Raw genomic sequence first — 17,593 nt, 5'->3', positions numbered from 1 at the left:
CGGTCATCCGATGAGCCCCCGCAGGAGTGCGGAGGTCGCGTCGCAGTGCTCTTCCATGGCGGTCCGCGCGTCGTCGGCCGCCCCGGTCAGGATGGCATCGACGACCGCCCGGTGCTGGTCGTGCGAGTGCTGGATGTTCTTGCGGAGCACGGGGATCGCCGAGAGCAGCTCGCCGAGCGCCGCCTGCGCCCGGGTGACGGCCTCGATGAGCATCGGCGAGCCGGACACCGTGGCCACCGCGAGGTGCAGCCGGCTGTCGGCGAGGCGGTGGGCCCCGGGGTCGGCGGCCTCCGTCGTCTCGCGCAGGCACGTCTCGAGCCACGCCCGCTGGTCGCCGGAGAGGTCGCGGGTCGCCGCGAGCCACGCGGCCCCCGGTTCCACGACCCGCCGGAAGTCGAGTGCGTCGAGCAGGGTCGCCCCCCGCCGGACGGGCCCACCGCTGCCGGGCGCGGGCGCGGTGTAGGTGACGACCGACCCGCCGCCCCGGCCGCGGCGCGTCGTGACGAGCCCGGCGTCGCGCAGGGCGGCGATGGCGTCGCGCAGCGTGCCGCGCGCCACGCCCATCCGCTCCGCGAGCTCGCGCTCGGGCGGCAGCTGGTCGCCGTCGAAGAACACACCGAGCCGGATGGCCGTCGCGAGCTGCTCGACGGTCGTCTCGAACGGGTTGCCGGGGGTCTGCCGGAGGATGGCCGACGGCAGGTGGGTCACGGGGGCGGGGTCGCCCATGCTCGGTCCTCCTTCCCGGTCAGCGGCGCCGGCGGCGTCGTCGGCAAAGGTCTCTTTCCGGACCTTTCGTGGCGTCGAGTCTGTCACGGCGTCACCGTCCGCGCCGCGCGTGGGCCGAGGGGCGGACGTCGCGACACCGTGAGGGGCAGCCGCTCCCCCGCCAGGTCGACCTCCCAGCGGCCGGTGCCGAGCCACCCGTCGTCGGCGGAGCCGGACGCCCGGTCCCCCACGAGGGCGAGGCCGACCGACGCCCCGACCGTGGCGCCCCACGCCGCGCTCGTCACCTGCCCGGCCGGCACGCCGTCGCGCAGGACGAGCTCACCGCCCCACAGCCAGGCCGCCGGGTCGCCGCACACGAGGGAGACGACCCGGCGGGCCGCACCCCGCCGCCGACGCTCCTCCAGCGCCGCCCGGCCGAGGAAGTCGGAGCCGCCCGCGAGGTCGCAGGCGAAGAGCAGCCCGGCCTCGACCGGGGTCACCTCGGGGGTCAGCTCGCGCCCGAACGCCCGGTACCCCTTCTCGAGCCGCAGCGCCTCGATGGCCGAGTAGCCCGCGGGCACCGCACCGAGGTCCGTCCCGGCGTCGAGCAGCGCGTCGTGGACGACCGCCGCCTGCTCGGTCGGTACGTACAGCTCCCACCCGAGCTCGCCGACGTAGGTCATCCGGGTGGCGCGCACCATCGAGCGGCCGAGCGGGAGGACGCGCGAGGTCCCGAACGGGTGCGCGGCGTCGTCGAGGGGCTCGGGGGTGAGGCGCGAGAGCAGCTCGCGCGAGCGCGGGCCCATGACCCCGAGGACGGCGTACGCGCTCGTGACGTCGACGACGCCCGGCCGGCCGACGCGGTGGCGCCGCAGCCGGTCGAGGTCGCGCTCGGTCGTCGCGGCGCTCGAGACGACGAGGAACTCCTCGGGCGCGGTGCGGGTCACGGTCACGTCGGCCTGGTACCCCGCCCGCTCGTCGAGCATGCCCGTGTAGACCGTGCGCCCCACCGGCACGTCGACGTCGGCCGTGCACGTCCACTGCAGCGTGGCCAGCGCGTCCGGGCCGGTGACGAGGTACTTGCTGAACGAGGTCTGGTCGAAGACCGCGACGGCCGAGCGGGTCGCGCACTGCTCCGCGTCGCACCAGTCGGCCCACGCCGGCCGCTCCCACGAGTACTCGAGCCGCGGCTCCTCGCCGGGCGGCGCGAAGACCAGCGGACGCTCCCACCCGTTGCGCGTCCCGAACACCGCACCCAGCGCGGCGACCCGGTCGTGCACCGGCGAGCAGCGCTGTGGCCGACCGGAGGTGAGCTCGCGGTTGGGCCACGGAACGGCGTAGTGCAGCCCCAGCACCTCGACCACCCGGGAGCGCAGCCACGTCGGGTTGGCCGCCACCGGCGGGAAGCGGCGCAGGTCGACGGCCAGCAGGTCCGAGGTCGCCTCCCCGGCGACGACCCACTCGGCGAGGGCCCGGCCGGCGCCGCCCGCCGACGCGATGCCGACGGAGTTGAAGCCCGCGGCGACGAAGAACCCGTCGCACGCGGGGGCCTCGCCGAGGATGAACTGGTTGTCCGGCGTGAAGGACTCGGGCCCGTTGTAGAACTTGCGGATGCCCGTCTCGGCGAGCACCGGGAGGCGGTGGACCGCGCTGTCCATGAGCACCGAGAAGTGCTCCCAGTCCTCCTCGAGCAGCTGGAACTCGAACGGGTAGGGGATGTCCTGCGGCGCGACCCACGGCTTGGCCTCGGGCTCGAAGCCGCCGACGAGCAGGCCACCGACCTCCTCCTTGACGTACGTGTAACCGTCGGGGTCGCGCAGCACCGGCAGGTCGCGGTGCACGCCCTCGACCTGGTCGGTGACGACGTAGAAGTGCTCGGCCGAGTGCAGGGGCACGCCGACGCCGGCCATCGCCCCGACGAGCGGCGCCCACTGGCCGGCGGCGTCGACGACCACCTCGCACTCGACCTCCCCACGGTCGGTGACGACACCGGTGACGCGCCGCCGGTCGCCACGCTGCTCCAGGTGCAGCCCGGTGACGCGCACCCGCTCGTGGATGCGCACGCCGAGCTGGCGCGCCCCGCGGGCGAGCGCCTGGGTGAGGTCCGCCGGGTCCGCGCGCCCGTCGCCCGGCAGCCAGATGGCGCCGACGAGGTCGTCGGTGCGCAGCAGCGGGTAGCGCTCCGCGGCCTGCGCGGGGGTCAGCAGCTCGCACTCGAGGTCGTAGGCGGCGGCGCTGGCGACCGTGCGCCGCAGCTGCACCATCCGCTCGGGGGTCCGGGCGACGGTGAGGCCGCCGCAGACGCGGTAGCCGGTCGAGAGCCCCGTCTCGGCCTCGAGCCGGCCGTAGAGCTCCGTCGAGTAGCGGACGAGCCGCGTCGCGGCCTCGCTCGCGCGCAGCTGACCCACGAGCCCGGCCGCGTGCCAGGTCGTGCCGCACGACAGCGTGCCCTGCTCGAGGACGACGACGTCGGTCTCCCCCAGGTGCGCGAGGTGGTAGGCGACGGAGGCGCCGATGACCCCGCCACCGACGACGACCACCCTTGCGCGGGAGGGCAGCTCGCCGCTCATGACCCCGCCGCCCCGGTCAGCAGGCGTTCCCAGCGCGGCCCTCCGGCGAGCTCCCGCGCGGCGTCGAGCTTCTCGGTGGCCCACGCCCGGAAGTCGAAGTCGATCTCGCCGCGCCCCTCCTGGATGACGCCCCACAGCGTCCAGCCGTAGCGGGCGAGGAACCCCCAGAGCTCGGCCCGCGCCGCGTCGCCGGGGTCGCGCCGGGCGTGGTAGACGGCGCACAGCTCGGCGAGCGCCTCGTGGTCGAGGCCGGCCTCGGCGGCCGCGTTGCCCAGCTCGAAGGACGGCTCGTTCATCCCGGAGTACTCGTAGTCGATGATGCGCAGGTCGCCCCCGTCGTCGAGGACGTTGGCGGCGAGCAGGTCGTTGTGGCAGGGCACGAGCGGCTCGGGCCGCGCGGCGAGGGCGGCCTCGGCGCGCTCGGCGGCGGGCTCGAGGTCGTCGTACCCGGGCGGGATCGCGAAGCCCTGCTCGTCGACGACCCGGCGGTACTCCCGGCGCAGCGCCGTCATGTCGAAGCGGCCGACGAAGCCCGGCGCGGAGTGCAGCCGGCGCAGCGCCGTCGCGAGCCGGGGCAGGTTGGCCGCGACGTCGGCGTCGCCCCACGTGCGCCCGGGCAGGAAGGCGACGACGAGGATGCCGCGGCCGCCGAGGTAGTCGACGACCGGTGCCCCGACCCCGGTGCCCGCCGCGGCGAGGGTGTTGACGAACTCGGCGTGCCGGTCGACCCCGAGCAGCCCGGTCCCAGGGTCCGAGAGGCGCACGACGACGTCGAGGCCGGTGCCGGTGCGCACCCGCAGGTTGGTGTTGGTCAGCCCGCCGGGCAGGCGCGTCACGTGGCGCGCCTGCCCGGCGAGGACGGGGATCCCGTCGAGGACCTCGTCGTGACCGGTCACGGAGGGGCCGGTCACTTCAGCGGGTCGCCGGGCTTCCAGTCGTGCTCCGCCCCGCCGTGGGCCGTCTTGCCGTGGTGCTCGAGCGCGATCTCGTCGGCGCCGGTCATGCCCTCGGGCAGGTCGATCGTCGTCTTCGGCCCGGTGAACCACTTCTTGGCCGACAGGTGCCACCCGACCCACAGCGCGACGAGCGTGCCGCCGGTGAGGATGGGGGCGTAGTTGACGAACTTCCAGCTGAACTCGTCGTTCAGCGGGTTCGCGGCCGGGGTGAACGGGAGGACGAAGTACACCGACACGACCGCGATCTCCGCGACCGCGAGCGGGGCCATCCACCGCCACTTGCTGCCGAGGTTCCACCGGCCCTGCTTGAAGGAGTCACCGGCCTTCCACCGCAGGTAGATCGGGATGGCGAAGGCGAGGTACAGGCCGATGACGGCCACCGACACGACGGCGTAGAAGGCCACCGGGACCGGGGCGCCGTTGATGTCGACCTCGACGAGCGCCGGGAGGGTGATGATCGCGGCGACGACGGACGAGACGAGGACCGCGTTGGCCGGCACCTTGCGGCTGTTGAGCCGCGCCCATCGGGACGCACCCGGCACCGCACCGTCGCGGCTGAAGGCGAAGAGCATCCGGCTCGTCGAGGTCATGCAGGCGGTGGTGCAGAAGAACTGGCCGATGCTCGCGATGAGGAGCACGGTGCCGGCCCAGCCCGACGAGAGCGCCTGGTTGAAGATCAGGGCGACACCACCACCGCCCTCGGTGACCGCCGCGGGGTCCTGGACGGCGAAGAGGAAGGAGAGCAGGAGGATCCAGCCACCGATGGCCGAGTAGAAGATCGAGCGCCAGATGCCCTTGGCCGCACCGTCGGCCGCGCCCTGCGTCTCCTCCGAGAGGTGGGCCGAGGCGTCGTAGCCGGTGATCGTGTACTGCGTGAGGAGGAAGCCCAGGGGCAGGACGTAGAACCAGAAGCCGAAGCCCTCGGTGTCACCCCCGGCCAGCCCGCCGCTGTTGTTGACCCGCATCGTGAAGACGTCCGCGACGCTCATGTGCTTGTCGGGGAGGAACACGAGGATGAGGATGACGGCCGCGGCGCCGATCACGTGCCACCACACCGAGACGTTGTTGAGCAGCGCGAGGAGGTGCCCGCCGAAGATGTTGACGAGCGCGGTCAGCACGAGGACGACGAGGAACATCCAGAACACGCGCTGGAGGCTGTAGCCCGCCGCCCACGACTCGCTCATCGTGCTGAAGGACAGGTCGAAGAACGTCGCGGCGCCGTAGGCCACCGACGCGTCGACGGCGAGCAGGCCGATGAGGTTGAGCCAGCCGGTGTAGTAGCCCGCCTTCGCGCCACCGAGCTTGGCCGCCCACCAGTAGATGCCGCCCGACGTCGGGTAGGCCGACACCAGCTCCGACATGCACAGGCCGATGACGAGGATGAAGGCCGAGATGATCGGCCAGCCGATCGAGATGGCGATCGGGCCACCGTTGTTCCACGCCTGGCCGAAGGTCGTGAAGCAGCCGGCGAGGATGGAGATGATCGAGAAGGAGATCGCGAAGTTGGAGAAGCCGGACCAGCTCCGGTTCAGCTCCTGCTTGTAGCCCAGCTCGGCGAGGAGGGCCTCGTCGTCCGAGTGGCCTTCGGTCGTCCGGGAAACGCTCACGTGCACCTCTTGGTGTGCAGAAGCGGACCGCGCGGGTCCGGGGCGGATCGAGTGGTGCACAGACAACACCCGGCGCTCCGGCGGTGTCAATGGTCCGTTCAGGAACCATTGATCCCGGTGGGTCAGGCCAGGCGGGTCAGCCAGCCGCGCGAGTCCTCGGCGCGTCCGTACTGGACGTCGAGCAGCGCCTGCCGGATGGAGCGCGTGACCTCGCCGCCCTCGTCGCCCGCGGTCGACGGCGCCTCGCCGCCGTCCCAGCACAGCTCGCCCACCGGCGTGATGACCGCGGCTGTGCCACAGGCGAACACCTCGCGGATGTGCCCGTCGCGCACGCCGTCCTTCCACTCCTGGATCTCGATGCGACGCTCCTCGGGCTCGAGCCCGAGGTCCTTGGCGAGCTCGAGGATGGAGCTGCGCGTCACGCCCTCGAGGATCGTGCCGGTGAGCTCCGGGGTGAGCAGCCGCCCGTCGTCGGTGACGAGGAAGAGGTTCATCCCGCCGAGCTCCTCGATGTACGTGTGCGTCGCGGAGTCGAGGAACACGGCCTGGTCGCAGCCGTGCTCGATGCCCTCGAGCTGGCCCGCGAGCGAGGAGGCGTAGTTGCCCCCGGTCTTCGCGGCGCCGGTCCCGCCCACGCCCGCGCGGGCGTAGTGCTCGGAGATCCAGAGGCGCACCGGCTTCAGGCCGCGCGGGAAGTACGCGCCGGCCGGTGAGGCGATGACCGAGTAGGTGACCTCGTTCGCCGGGCGCACCCCGAGGAAGGCCTCGCTCGCGTAGAGGAAGGGGCGCAGGTACAGGCTCGTCTCGCCCGTGCCGAACGCCGGCACCCACGCCTCGTCGACCTCGACGAGCGCGCGCAGCGAGGCGAGGAAGTCGTCGGTGGGCAGCTCGGGCAGGGCCAGGCGCCTGGCGCTGCGCTGCATCCGCTCGGCGTTGGCCTCGGGGCGGAAGGACCACACCGAGCCGTCCTCGTGCCGGTACGCCTTGAGACCCTCGAAGACCTCCTGCGCGTAGTGCAGCACGGCGGCGCTCGGCATGATCGTGATCGGGCCGTACGGGTGGATGCGCCCGTCGTGCCACCCGCCGTCGCGGGTCCACGTGGCGCTGGCCATGTGGTCGGTGAAGTACACGCCGAAGCCGGGGTTCGCGAGGATCTCGGCACGACGCCCGTCGCTCGCGGGGTCCGGGCGGCGCTCGAGGTCGAAGGTCAGGCTCATGGGACGAAGGTCCTTTCCTCGGGAAGCGACGGTGCTCCCGAGAGGCTAGCCGGTCGGTCAGAGGCGCGCCGCGATGGCGTCGCCCACGGCGCTCGTCGAGCGGGCGGCGGTGCCGCGCTCGGCGAGGTCGGCGGCGACGGCCCGCTCGACGCGGGCGGCGGCGTCCGCGAGCCCGACGTGCGCGAGGAGCATCGCGACCGAGAGCACGGTGGCGGTCGGGTCGGCGACGCCCTGGCCGGCGATGTCGGGGGCCGAGCCGTGGACCGGCTCGAACATGCTCGGGAAGCGGCCCTCGGGGTTGATGTTGCCGCTGGCCGCGAGGCCGATGCCGCCGGCGATGGCCGCGGCGATGTCGGTGATGATGTCGCCGAAGAGGTTGTCGGTGACGACGACGTCGAAGCGGCCGGGGTCGGTCGCGAGGAAGATCGTCGCGGCGTCGACGTGCTGGTAGGCGGTCTCGACGTCGGGGAACTCGGCGCCGACCTCCTCGACGGTGCGCCGCCACAGGTGGCCGGCGTGGGTGAGGACGTTGTGCTTGTGCACGAGGGTGAGGTGCTTGCGCGGGCGGGCCTGCGCGCGGGCGAACGCGTCGCGGACGACGCGCTCGACGCCGAAGCGGGTGTTGACGCTCACCTCGGTCGCGATCTCGTGCGGCGTGCCGACGCGCAGGGCGCCACCGTTGCCGGTGTACGGGCCCTCGGTGCCCTCGCGGACGACGACGAAGTCGATGCCCTCGGGCGCGACGCGCTCGACGGCCAGCGGGCTCTCGACGCCCGGGTAGAGCTTGGCCGGACGCAGGTTGACGTAGTGCTCGAGGGCGAACCGCAGGGGCAGGAGGACGCCGCGCTCGAGGACGCCGCTCGGCACGCCGGGGTCACCGATCGCGCCGAGGAGGATGGCGTCGTGGCCCGTGACCTCCTCGAGGACGGAGTCGGGGAGGGTCTCGCCGGTCGCGTGCCAGCGCCGGGCGCCGAGGTCGTACTCGGTGCTCGTGACCGTGGGCCCGTCGGCGCCGACCGCCGCCTCGAGCACCTTGAGCCCCTCGGCGACGACCTCCGGGCCGATCCCGTCGCCGGCGATGACGGCGAGGTCGAGGGAGGTCGGGGTCGTCGTGGCGGCGTCGCTCATGTGTTCCAGCCTAGGGAGGTGGGTCCGGGATGCGGACGGCCGTCCCAGCCCGTGGAAGGGCGGGACGGCCGTCGGGTCGCGTCTCTCAGTCGTCGCTGTGGCCCTGGTCGCGCAGGTCCATCGACTCCTGCAGGGCCTGGCGCGCCAGGGTGGCCTCGTCGAACGTCGTCTCGGTGTTCATCGCGTCTCTCGCTTCCGCGGCAGGTGCCGCTCGGGGTTCGTGGGTGGTCCGGTGCTCGAGCCGGGGTGAACCGGCGAGCGCGTCAGCGACGTCGCGGGGTCTCCGCGGCGAGGGTGCTGACTAGAGGACCTCGCCGCGGCCGGGAATGAGGAGTACGCGCCGCGTCATGCCTCCACGGTAGGAGGACGTCCTACTACCCGTCAGGTCGATCCCACGATGCGGACCACGTGACGCACGAGATGCGCGTCACACCGCCCGTGGATCTGCGGAATCAAGCGTCCTGACGACCCGGGAGCGCGCTGATCCGCAGCGGAGACGACGGATCGAGTGCGCCGGACGGCTCTCCTCCCACCACGGCGCCCCCGGGTCCGACCGGGGTCCTCCCCATGCCGCGCCCGTGCGCCCGCCCGTAGCGTCGACACCGTGCCTCTCCGCCCCTCCGTCCCGCCCGCCCTGGTGCTCGCCGCCGCGCTCGGGACCGTGCACGCCGTCTCCAGCCTCGCGTGGGCGGCCGGCTCCCCCGTCCTCGTCGCCACCCTCGGCGAGTGGGCGACGTCGTGGCGGGCCGAGTCCCCCGTGGCCGCCGGCCTCGCCCTCGCCGCCATCGTGCTCTACGGCCTCGCGAACACCGTCGCGGCCAACCTCGCCCTGACCGGGGCGCTCGGCCCGGTCGACGACCTCGTGGCCGTCCGCGGCCACGCCTGGCTGTGGGACCCCCTCTTCCTCGCGTGGGGGCTGGCCCTCGGGGCCGGGCTGCGCCGCACACGACGACGGCGGCCCACCCCCGAAGGGGCGGACCGCCGTCGCGGGGTGCCGGTGGTCAGCCGAGGTTGACGACGCGCACGGTGTCGGCGCCGATCTCGCGGCCGATCGCCGCGACGACCTCGTCCGGGATGGCACGGTCGACCGTCAGCGCCACCATCGCGGTGCCGTCGGCGTCGTGCGGCGAGACCTGCATGGCGGCGATGTTGACGTCGGCGTCGCCGAGGAGGCGGCCGATCGAGCCGATGACGCCCGGCCGGTCGACATAGGAGAAGAACGCGAGGTGGCGGCTCAGCGGGACCTCGAGGTCGTAGCCGTGGACGCCGGTGACCTTCTGGACGAGCTTCGGGCCGGTCAGCGTACCGGCCACGGAGACGACCGTGCCGTCGGCGAGCGTGCCCTTGAGCGTCGTGACGTTGCGGTAGTCCTCGCTGCTGCCGTCAGTGACCAGGCGCGACTCGAGGCCGCGCTCCTTGGCGAGCAGCGGGGCGTTGACGTACGTCACCGGGTCCTCGGTGATGTCGGTGAACAAGCCCTTGAGCGCCGACAGCTCCCAGATCGAGACGTCGTGCTGGGTGATCTCGCCGCGCACCTCGACGTCGAGCTGCACCGGCACGGAGCCGGCGATGGCGGTGAAGACGCGGCCCAGCTTCTCGACGAGGTCGATGCCCGGGCGGACCTCCTCGGCGACGGCGCCGCCGGAGACGTTGACGGCGTCCGGCACGAGGTCGCCGCCGAGCGCGAGGCGCACCGACTTCGCGACCGCGACACCGGCCTTCTCCTGCGCCTCCTCGGTCGAGGCGCCGAGGTGCGGCGTGACGACGACCGACTCGAAGGCGAAGAGCGGGCTGTCGGTGCACGGCTCGGACGCGAAGACGTCGAGGCCGGCGCCGGCGACGCGGCCGTCGGCGATGGCCTCGGCGAGGGCCGACTCGTCGAGGACGCCACCGCGGGCGGCGTTGATGATCCGCACGCTCGGCTTGACCTTCGCGAGGGCCTCCTTGCCGATGAGGCCGAGGGTCTCGGGCGTCTTCGGCAGGTGGATGGTGATGAAGTCGGACTCGGCGAGCAGCTCGTCGAGGGTGACGAGGCGCGCCCCGAGCTGGCCGGCGCGCTGCACCGACACGTAGGGGTCGTAGGCGAGGATCTCGACGCCGAAACCCTTGAGCCGCTCGGCGACCAGCTGGCCGATGCGCCCGAAGCCGACGATGCCGACCTTCTTCTCGAGCAGCTCGACGCCGCCGTACTTGCTGCGCTTCCACGCGCCGTTCTTCAGCGCCTCGTTGGCCGGCGCGATGTTGCGGGCGCAGGCGAGGAGCAGGCCGACGGCGAGCTCGGCGGCGGAGGTGATGTTCGAGGTCGGCGCGTTGACGACCATGACACCGGCCTTCGTGGCGGCGTCGACGTCGACGTTGTCGAGACCGACACCGGCGCGGGCGACGACCTTGAGGTTCTTCGCGGCGGCGAGCGCCTCCGCGTCGACCTTGGTCGCGGACCGGATGAGGATCGCGTCGACGTCGGCGATGGCCGGCAGGAGCTGGGAGCGGTCCGCGCCGTCGGTGTGGCGCACCTCGAAGTCGGGTCCGAGGGCGTCGATGGTCGCGGGCGAGAGCTCCTCGGCGATGAGGACGACGGGCTTGGTCACGTGAAAGGTCCCTTGCGTGCGTGGGTGGTCGGGGGTCCGCCGATGCGGTGACGTGCCGTCCGGCACGCCGCTGTGCCGGGACCTCCATGGTAGGCAACCGCCAGCATGTGGACACCGGTGACCACGATGTGATCGTCGTCGCGTCGGGGGTCAGGCCGCGGCGTCGACCCGACGACGCAGCCGCCGCGCCGCGAGAACGACGAGCAGCACGACACCGGCGGCCACGAGGAGCCACCACCAGGGCACCCGGCCGAGCGCGGCGTCGACGACCGTCATCCCGACCGTCGTGTAGATCGCCGCCCAGAGCAGGGCTCCGAGGACGACGGCGGGCAGGAAGCGGCGCAGCGGCATCCGGAGCATTCCGCTCGAGGCGTTGATCGCGCTCTGCAGGCCGACGGTGAGGAAGCCGAGGGTGACGGCGGGCGGGCCGACCCGGCGCACGAAGCGCTCGGCGCGCGCGACGGCCGGCCGGTCGAGGTGGTGGGCCCAGCGGGTGCGCCCTCCCCCGGCCCGCACGCCGCGCCCGACCCAGTACGTCGCGACGCCGCGCGCCGTGGCGCCGGCCCAGAACGCGACGAGGACGACCCAGAAGGGCCACCCGTCGACGAGGTCACGCATGTGTCGAACGTACAGAACACGCCGTGCGCGAGGAGTCGCGCACGGCGTGTTCTGCTCACTCGACGGGTGGGTCGAGGCGGTGGTGTCGCGTCAACGCGCGGCGGAGCCCTCGACGTAGTCGCTGTCGCGGTCGGTGTCGACCCACGCCATGAGCTGGCGCAGCTCGCGACCAGTGCCCTCGATGGGGTGGGCGGCGCCCTTGGCGCGCAGCTCCTTGAACTCCGGTGCGCCGGCGTCCTGGTCGTCGATGAAGCGCTTGGCGAAGTTGCCGTTGCGGATGTCGTCGAGGACGGCCTTCATGTTGTCCTTGACGTGCGGGTCGATGACGCGGGGACCCGAGACGTAGTCGCCGTACTCGGCGGTGTCGGAGACCGACCAGCGCTGCTTGGCGATGCCGCCCTCGATCATGAGGTCGACGATGAGCTTGAGCTCGTGGAGGCACTCGAAGTACGCGACCTCGGGCTGGTAGCCCGCCTCGACGAGGGTCTCGAAGCCGTACATGACGAGCTGCGAGGCGCCGCCGCAGAGGACGGCCTGCTCGCCGAACAGGTCGGTCTCGGTCTCCTCGGTGAACGTCGTCCTGATGCCGCCGGCGCGCAGGCCGCCGATCGCCTTGCCGTAGGACTTCGCGAGGTCCCAGGCCGAGCCCGACGCGTCCTGCTCGACGGCGAGGAGCACGGGCACGCCGCGGCCGTCGACGAACTCGCGGCGCACGATGTGGCCGGGGCCCTTCGGGGCGACCATGAGCACGTCCGAGCCGGCCGGCGGCTCGATGTAGCCGAAGCGGATGTTGAAGCCGTGGCCGAAGAGCAGGGCCGCACCGTCCCGGAGGTTCGGCTCGATCTCGGCGGCGTAGAGGCCGCGCTGCACCTGGTCCGGCGTGAGGATGACGACGAGGTCGGCCTCGCGGACGGCGTCGGCGACGGTGTGGACGGTCAGGCCCTCGGCCTCGGCCTTGGCGCGGCTCTTGGAGCCCTCGGCGAGGCCGACGCGCACGTCGACGCCGGAGTCGCGCAGGTTGAGGGCGTGGGCGTGGCCCTGGCTGCCGTAGCCGATGACCGCGACCTTGCGGCCCTGGATCACCGACAGGTCGGCGTCGTCGTCGTAGAACATCTCGGCCATCGGAACAGGCCTCTCCTTCGGGTCGGGTGTGCTGCTGGATGGGACTCTAGGGGGGTGCGGCTCAGGCGCTGCGGAGCGCCCGGTCCGTGATCGAGCGCGGCCCTCGGCCGATCGCGACCATCCCCGACTGCACGAGCTCGCGGACCCCGAAGGGCTCGAGGACCTCGAGCAGCGCGTGGAGCTTCTCGGTGGTGCCGGTCGCCTCGATGGTCAGCGACTCGGTCGCGACGTCGACGACCTTGGCCCGGAACATCTGGACCATCTCGAGGACCTGGCTGCGGGTGGCGGCGTCGGCCCGCACCTTGATGAGCATGACCTGCCGCTGGACGGCCGAGCCGGGCTCGAGCTCGACGACCTTGAGCACCTCGACGAGCTTGTTGAGCTGCTTGGTCACCTGCTCGAGCGGGAGGTCCTCGACGTCGACGACGACGGTCATCCGCGAGACCTCGGGGTGCTCGGTCTCGCCGACGGCGAGGCTGTCGATGTTGAAGCCGCGGCGCGAGAAGAGCGCGGCGATGCGCGCGAGGACGCCGGGCTTGTTCTCGACGAGGACGGACAGCGTGTGCTTGCTCATGGTTCTCCCTCAGCGGCCGTCGTGGTCGGCGTCGGTGTGCTGCTCGATGGCCTCGGACTCCTCGCGGTCCCACTGCGGTGCGGTGTCGCGGGCGACCTGGATCGCGTCGTTGCTCACGCCGGCGGGGACCATCGGCCAGACCATCGCGTCACGCTCGACGACGAAGTCGACGACGACCGGGCGGTCGGTGACGGCCATCGCCTGCCGGATCGTCTCGTCGACGTCCTCCGGTCGCTCGCACCGCAGCCCGACGCAGCCGTAGGCGTCGGCGAGCTTGACGAAGTCGGGGACGCGCGAGCCGACCGAGGTGTGCAGGTCGGTGTTCGAGTAGCGCTCGTTGTAGAAGAGGGTCTGCCACTGGCGGACCATCCCGAGGCTGCTGTTGTTGATGATCGCGACCTTGATCGGGATGTTGTTGATGACGCAGGTGGCGAGCTCCTGGTTGGTCATCTGGAAGCAGCCGTCGCCGTCGATGGCCCAGACCGTGCGGTCGGGCTCGCCGACCTGCGCGCCCATCGCGGCCGGGACGGAGTAGCCCATCGTCCCGAGGCCGCCGGAGTTGAGCCAGGCGTTGGGCCGCTCGTACTGCACGAACTGCGCGGCCCACATCTGGTGCTGCCCGACGCCGGCGACGTACACCGACTCCGGACCGCTCAGCGCGCTGAGCCGCTCGATGACGTACTGCGGTGCGAGAGCGCCGTTCTCGGGCGCTGTGTACCCGACGGGGAAGGTCTCCTTCCAGCCGGCGACACGCTCGCGCCACGCGGTGTAGTCGCCGCCCTGCCCGGCCTCCATGTCGGCCTCGACCGCCTCGGCGAGGTCGGCGATGACGGCGCGCGCGTCGCCGACGATCGGCACCTCGGCGACGCGGTTCTTCCCGATCTCGGCCGGGTCGATGTCGGCGTGGATGACCTTGGCCTCGGGCGCGAAGGTCGACAGCTGACCGGTGACGCGGTCGTCGAAGCGGGCGCCGAGCGCGATGATGAGGTCGCTCTTCTGGAGGCCGGTCACGGCGGCGACGGAGCCGTGCATCCCCGGCATGCCGAGGTGCAGCGGGTGGCTGTCGGGCAGCGCGCCGCGGGCCATGAGCGTCGTGACGACGGGGATCCGCGTCAGCTCGACGAAGCGGCGCAGCTCCTCGCTCGCGCGAGCCCGGATGACGCCGCCGCCGACGTAGAGGACGGGCCGCTCGGCCGCCGCGACGAGGCGCGCGGCCTCGCGGATCTGCTTGCCGTGCGGGCGGGTCACCGGGTGGTAGCCGGGCAGGGCGATCTTCGGCGGCCACGAGAACGTGGTGCGCGCCTGGAGCGCGTCCTTGGAGATGTCGACGAGGACGGGCCCGGGCCGGCCGGTGCTCGCGACGTGGAACGCCTCGGCGATGACCCGCGGGATCTCGGCGGGGTCGGTGACGAGGTAGTTGTGCTTCGTGACCGGCATCGTGATGCCGCGGATGTCGGCCTCCTGGAACGCGTCGGTCCCGATGGCGGTCGAGCTGACCTGCCCGGTGATCGCGACGATCGGCACGGAGTCCATGTAGGCGTCGGCGAGCGGCGTCACGAGGTTCGTGGCGCCGGGGCCGGAGGTGGCCATGCACACGCCGACCCGCCCGGTGGCGGCCGCGTACCCCTCGGCCGCGTGGCCGGCGCCCTGCTCGTGGCGCACGAGGATGTGGCGGACCTTGACGGAGTCCAGGAGCGGGTCGTAGGCGGGGAGGATCGCGCCACCCGGGATGCCGAAGACCGTGTCGACCTCCATCGCCTCGAGCGAGAGCACGAGGCTCTGGGCGCCGGTCACCTCCACGGGCGCCTTGGCGCGCGCCTGCTCGGCCACCCGGGCCGGGCTGGGAGCCGGTTTCAGGGGTGCCGGGGTCGCCGGTCGGGTGTCGCTCACGTTCGTGTCACCGCTTCCTTCTCGCCGAAAGGGTCGTGCCGGGGTCCGCGCACAAAAAAACCCTCCAGTCCCGTGGTGGGACGACGGAGGGAGCGCGCCTGGTCGCGGGTGCGTCAGGCGCGCTGTGGAAGTACGAGGATCCGGGCCACGCGACAACTGTCTCCCCCACCCCCCGGTGTGTCAACCGGCGAGACGGCCGGTCCCAGCATCCGGGACCGTGGCGTCCGTCACCCCGGCCCCTCCGGGCCGCGCTAGCCTCACGCCGTGTCCGTCCCGTGGCCGACGCGCCGCGTCCTCGCCCTCGCGGCCGCGCTCGTCGTCGCCGTCGCGGCCCTCGCCGCGCTCGTCGGTGCGGCCGCCGGGCCCGGGCCGGCCCTCGGCCTGCTCCTCGGGGCGCTGGGTGCGGCGAGCGCGGCGGGGACCGACGTCGGCGTGCGCCCCCGGGTCGTCGTCGTGGTGCTCTGCGCCGCCACCTTCGGCCTCGGTGTCCTCGCCGCGGGGCACCCGCTCGCCGCCGGTGCGGCGGTGGCCGCGGCGTCCCTCGCGCAGGTGCCGCTGACCCGACGGGCCGCCCGCATCGCGACCTTCCTCCCCGTGCTCGCGGCCCTCGGCGCCGGGCTGCCGCTCGGGCGGGCCGGTGCCGGCGTGACCCTGTGGGTGGGCCTCGGCGCGCTGCTCGTCGTGGCGGCCGCCACCGCCGCCCGGGCCGGCGCCGCCCCGCAGCCGGTGCCCCTGGCCGAGGCCGGTCGGCACGCGCTGGCCACGGCCGTCGTCGCCGGGGCCGGAACCACCGTGACGAGCGCCCTCGGCCTCGGCCACGGCTACTGGCTCGTCGTCGCGGTCGCGATGGTGCTGGCGGTGTCGCGTGACGAGACCGCCGGCCAGGCCACCGCGCGGGTCGTCGGCACCGTGGTCGGTGTCGTGCTCGCCGTCCTCGCCGTCGCCCTGGAGCGGCTGCTCCTCACCGTGGCCGGGGCGGGGCTCGCCGCGCTGCTCGCGGCGCTGCTCTGGCGGGTCGAGTCCGCCGGGTCGGACCGGCGTCAGACCTGGACCTGACCGAGTCGTCCGAGCATCTCGGGGGCGGTGCGGTCGAGGTGGCGCCCGCCGAGCACGACCCCCGCGGCGAGCAGTCCGGCGCCGTAGACGACCGAGACCACCACGACGACGACACCGAGCAGGACGCTCCCCCGCGACAGCACCGCCCCGACGACGACCGGCAGCACGAGCACCACGGGGCCGACGAACGAGACGAGGGCCGTGAGGCAGCCCTGGGCGGCGCCGCCGGAGGACGCCGCGAAGGGGTTGCCCCCGGTTCGCGGGGCGGTACCGGGCAGGACGGCCCCGACCCCGGCGGCGAGGCCGAGGCTCGCGCCGAACGCCGCCACGACCACGGCGAGCCAGGCGAGCACCGCCTCGATCGCGCCGATCCCCACCGACACGACGAAGGTGAGGGCGACCACCGGACCGAAGACGACGGTCGAGGCGACGACCCGCCCGAGCCGGTCCTCCCAGCCCCGCACCCCCGTGCTCAGGTGCAGCCACCACGCCGGCCCGTCGAAGGCGAGGTCGTTCATGAGGGTCAGCCCGGCGAAGACGGCGAGGGTCACCACCCCGGTCCCGGCGAGGGCCCCCGTCCCGGTCACGGCCGCCTGGACGACGAAGAACACCGGCAGCACCGCCGTGCGCAGCGCGATGCTCACGAGGCGGCTGTCGCGGTACCAGGCACGCACCCGGCGCGCGGCGACCGTGGCCGTCGGCGAGTGCCCGAGCAGGCGCGGCAGGAGCCGGCCGCGGCCGATGTGCTGGCCGCCGCCGCTCGTCATCGGTGAGGTGAGGACCCGGTCGAGCTGCCGGACCCACACCCGCCAGAGGACGGCGAGCAGGCCGAGCGCGAGGGCGAGGTGGGCGAGCGCCGAGGCCCACCGACCGGTCGCGACGTCGAAGGGCAGGCCCCAGGCCCAGCCGACCGGCGTCCACGACGCGACGACGGCGGCGCCGCGGGCGTCGAGCGAGCGCAGCGACAGGCCCGGCTCCCCCGACGTGACGAGCAGGTTGAGGACGAGCGGCAGCAGGGTCGCGAGCGCGACGACGGCCGCCCCGAGCAGCCGCCCGGTCCGGCTCGTCATCACCCCGGCGAGGGCGCTCGTGACCGCGCGCGTGAGGAGCACGGCCGTGAGCGGCCCGAGCACGGCCGCCGCGAGCGCCGCCGGGACCGCCGCGGGGTGGGCGGACCACGCGAGCACCTGGGCGAGCGCGAGCAGGGTGAGCACGACGGCGGGGATGCCCGTGAGGGTCGCGGCGAGCAGGCCCCGCGCCAGCTCGGGCGCGCGCAGCGGCAGGACCGTGAAGCGGGTGGGGTCGAGGACGTTGTCGACGCCCGTCGCGACGAGGCTGAGCACCAGCCAGAGGAGCGTGACCCCGGCGAAGAGCGGCACCGTGACCGCCGTGAGCGCGAGGGGACGCGCCGCGAGGAGCGCGATGGACGGCCCGAGGAGGCCGACGACACCGAGCGCCACCAGCCCGCCGATGATGGCCGACACCAGCTGGACCGAGCTGCGCGAGAGGGCGGTCCGCCACATCCGCAGCCGCAGCCGGACGACGAGCAGCGTCATCGGCGG

15 protein-coding genes are annotated in these 17,593 nt (G+C 73.5%); 2 read left to right on the top strand and 13 right to left on the bottom strand.

The genetic code is table 11. The features are described from left to right. Positions 1-3: 3 nt before the first annotated feature. The 7 genes from KMZ30_RS01705 to KMZ30_RS01675 form a co-directional block, all read right to left on the bottom strand. Positions 4-726, bottom strand: a complete 723-nt coding sequence (locus tag KMZ30_RS01705) for a FadR/GntR family transcriptional regulator (protein ID WP_215511116.1) — start codon at positions 724-726, stop codon at positions 4-6. A gap of 83 nt (positions 727-809) precedes the next feature. After that, positions 810-3,275 carry a GcvT family protein gene (locus KMZ30_RS01700; protein ID WP_215511115.1) on the bottom strand — a complete coding sequence of 822 codons (2,466 nt, stop codon included), beginning with the start codon at positions 3,273-3,275 and terminating at the stop codon, positions 810-812. Then, entirely contained in the window at positions 3,272-4,171 is a 900-nt protein-coding gene (locus KMZ30_RS01695; protein ID WP_215511114.1) for a phosphotransferase, read from the bottom strand. Before KMZ30_RS01695 ends, KMZ30_RS01700 begins: the two co-directional genes overlap by 4 nt. Before the next feature lie 11 nt (positions 4,172-4,182). After that, positions 4,183-5,838 carry an amino acid permease gene (locus KMZ30_RS01690; protein ID WP_215511113.1) on the bottom strand — a complete coding sequence of 552 codons (1,656 nt, stop codon included), beginning with the start codon at positions 5,836-5,838 and terminating at the stop codon, positions 4,183-4,185. A gap of 122 nt (positions 5,839-5,960) precedes the next feature. Continuing rightward, the gene (locus KMZ30_RS01685; RefSeq protein WP_215511112.1) at positions 5,961-7,055 is read right to left on the bottom strand and encodes a branched-chain amino acid aminotransferase; all 1,095 of its coding nucleotides are present in this window, start codon (positions 7,053-7,055) and stop codon (positions 5,961-5,963) included. Positions 7,056-7,112: 57 nt separating this feature from the next. After that, a complete protein-coding gene (locus tag KMZ30_RS01680; protein ID WP_215511111.1) occupies positions 7,113-8,183 on the bottom strand; it encodes a 3-isopropylmalate dehydrogenase in 1,071 nt (356 codons plus the stop codon). Between the two features lie 85 nt (positions 8,184-8,268). Then, positions 8,269-8,364: a hypothetical protein gene (locus tag KMZ30_RS01675; protein WP_030527893.1), complete on the bottom strand. Its 96-nt coding sequence runs from the start codon at positions 8,362-8,364 to the stop codon at positions 8,269-8,271. Between the two features lie 423 nt (positions 8,365-8,787). On the opposite strand from KMZ30_RS01675, the gene KMZ30_RS01670 reads away from it, so the two are divergent. Continuing rightward, complete coding sequence (locus tag KMZ30_RS01670) at positions 8,788-9,198, top strand: hypothetical protein (RefSeq protein ID WP_215511110.1); 411 nt, start codon at positions 8,788-8,790, stop codon at positions 9,196-9,198. Here the strand turns inward: KMZ30_RS01670 and serA are convergent. The 5 genes from serA to KMZ30_RS01645 all read right to left on the bottom strand — a co-directional run bounded on the left by serA (position 9,185) and on the right by KMZ30_RS01645 (position 14,975). Continuing rightward, the gene (serA, locus tag KMZ30_RS01665) at positions 9,185-10,771 is read right to left on the bottom strand and encodes a phosphoglycerate dehydrogenase (RefSeq protein ID WP_030527891.1); all 1,587 of its coding nucleotides are present in this window, start codon (positions 10,769-10,771) and stop codon (positions 9,185-9,187) included. The genes KMZ30_RS01670 and serA overlap by 14 nt on opposite strands. 150 nt (positions 10,772-10,921) lie before the next feature. Then, positions 10,922-11,389, bottom strand: a complete 468-nt coding sequence (locus KMZ30_RS01660) for a DedA family protein (RefSeq protein ID WP_207023333.1) — start codon at positions 11,387-11,389, stop codon at positions 10,922-10,924. A gap of 90 nt (positions 11,390-11,479) precedes the next feature. Further along, positions 11,480-12,511, bottom strand: a complete 1,032-nt coding sequence (gene ilvC, locus KMZ30_RS01655; RefSeq protein ID WP_215511109.1) for a ketol-acid reductoisomerase — start codon at positions 12,509-12,511, stop codon at positions 11,480-11,482. Between the two features lie 61 nt (positions 12,512-12,572). Further along, a complete protein-coding gene (gene ilvN / locus KMZ30_RS01650) occupies positions 12,573-13,085 on the bottom strand; it encodes an acetolactate synthase small subunit (protein ID WP_030527888.1) in 513 nt (170 codons plus the stop codon). Positions 13,086-13,094: 9 nt separating this feature from the next. After that, positions 13,095-14,975, bottom strand: coding sequence for an acetolactate synthase large subunit (locus KMZ30_RS01645; RefSeq protein WP_215511108.1), 1,881 nt, complete (start codon positions 14,973-14,975; stop codon positions 13,095-13,097). Between the two features lie 264 nt (positions 14,976-15,239). On the opposite strand from KMZ30_RS01645, the gene KMZ30_RS22200 reads away from it, so the two are divergent. Next, positions 15,240-16,031 carry an FUSC family protein gene (locus tag KMZ30_RS22200; RefSeq protein ID WP_215511107.1) on the top strand — a complete coding sequence of 264 codons (792 nt, stop codon included), beginning with the start codon at positions 15,240-15,242 and terminating at the stop codon, positions 16,029-16,031. Here KMZ30_RS22200 and KMZ30_RS01635 read toward each other — a convergent pair. Continuing rightward, positions 16,016-17,587 (bottom strand): hypothetical protein, encoded by a 1,572-nt coding sequence (locus KMZ30_RS01635; protein WP_215511106.1) that lies wholly within the window; start codon positions 17,585-17,587, stop codon positions 16,016-16,018. The genes KMZ30_RS22200 and KMZ30_RS01635 overlap by 16 nt on opposite strands. Between the last annotated feature and the right edge of the window lie 6 nt (positions 17,588-17,593).

The sequence above is a fragment of the Phycicoccus mangrovi genome (assembly GCF_018729305.1).
Lineage (GTDB): Bacteria > Actinomycetota > Actinomycetes > Actinomycetales > Dermatophilaceae > Phycicoccus > Phycicoccus jejuensis.
Note: the sequence above shows the minus strand (reverse complement) of the source record. Positions and strands in the feature narration are given on the sequence as shown.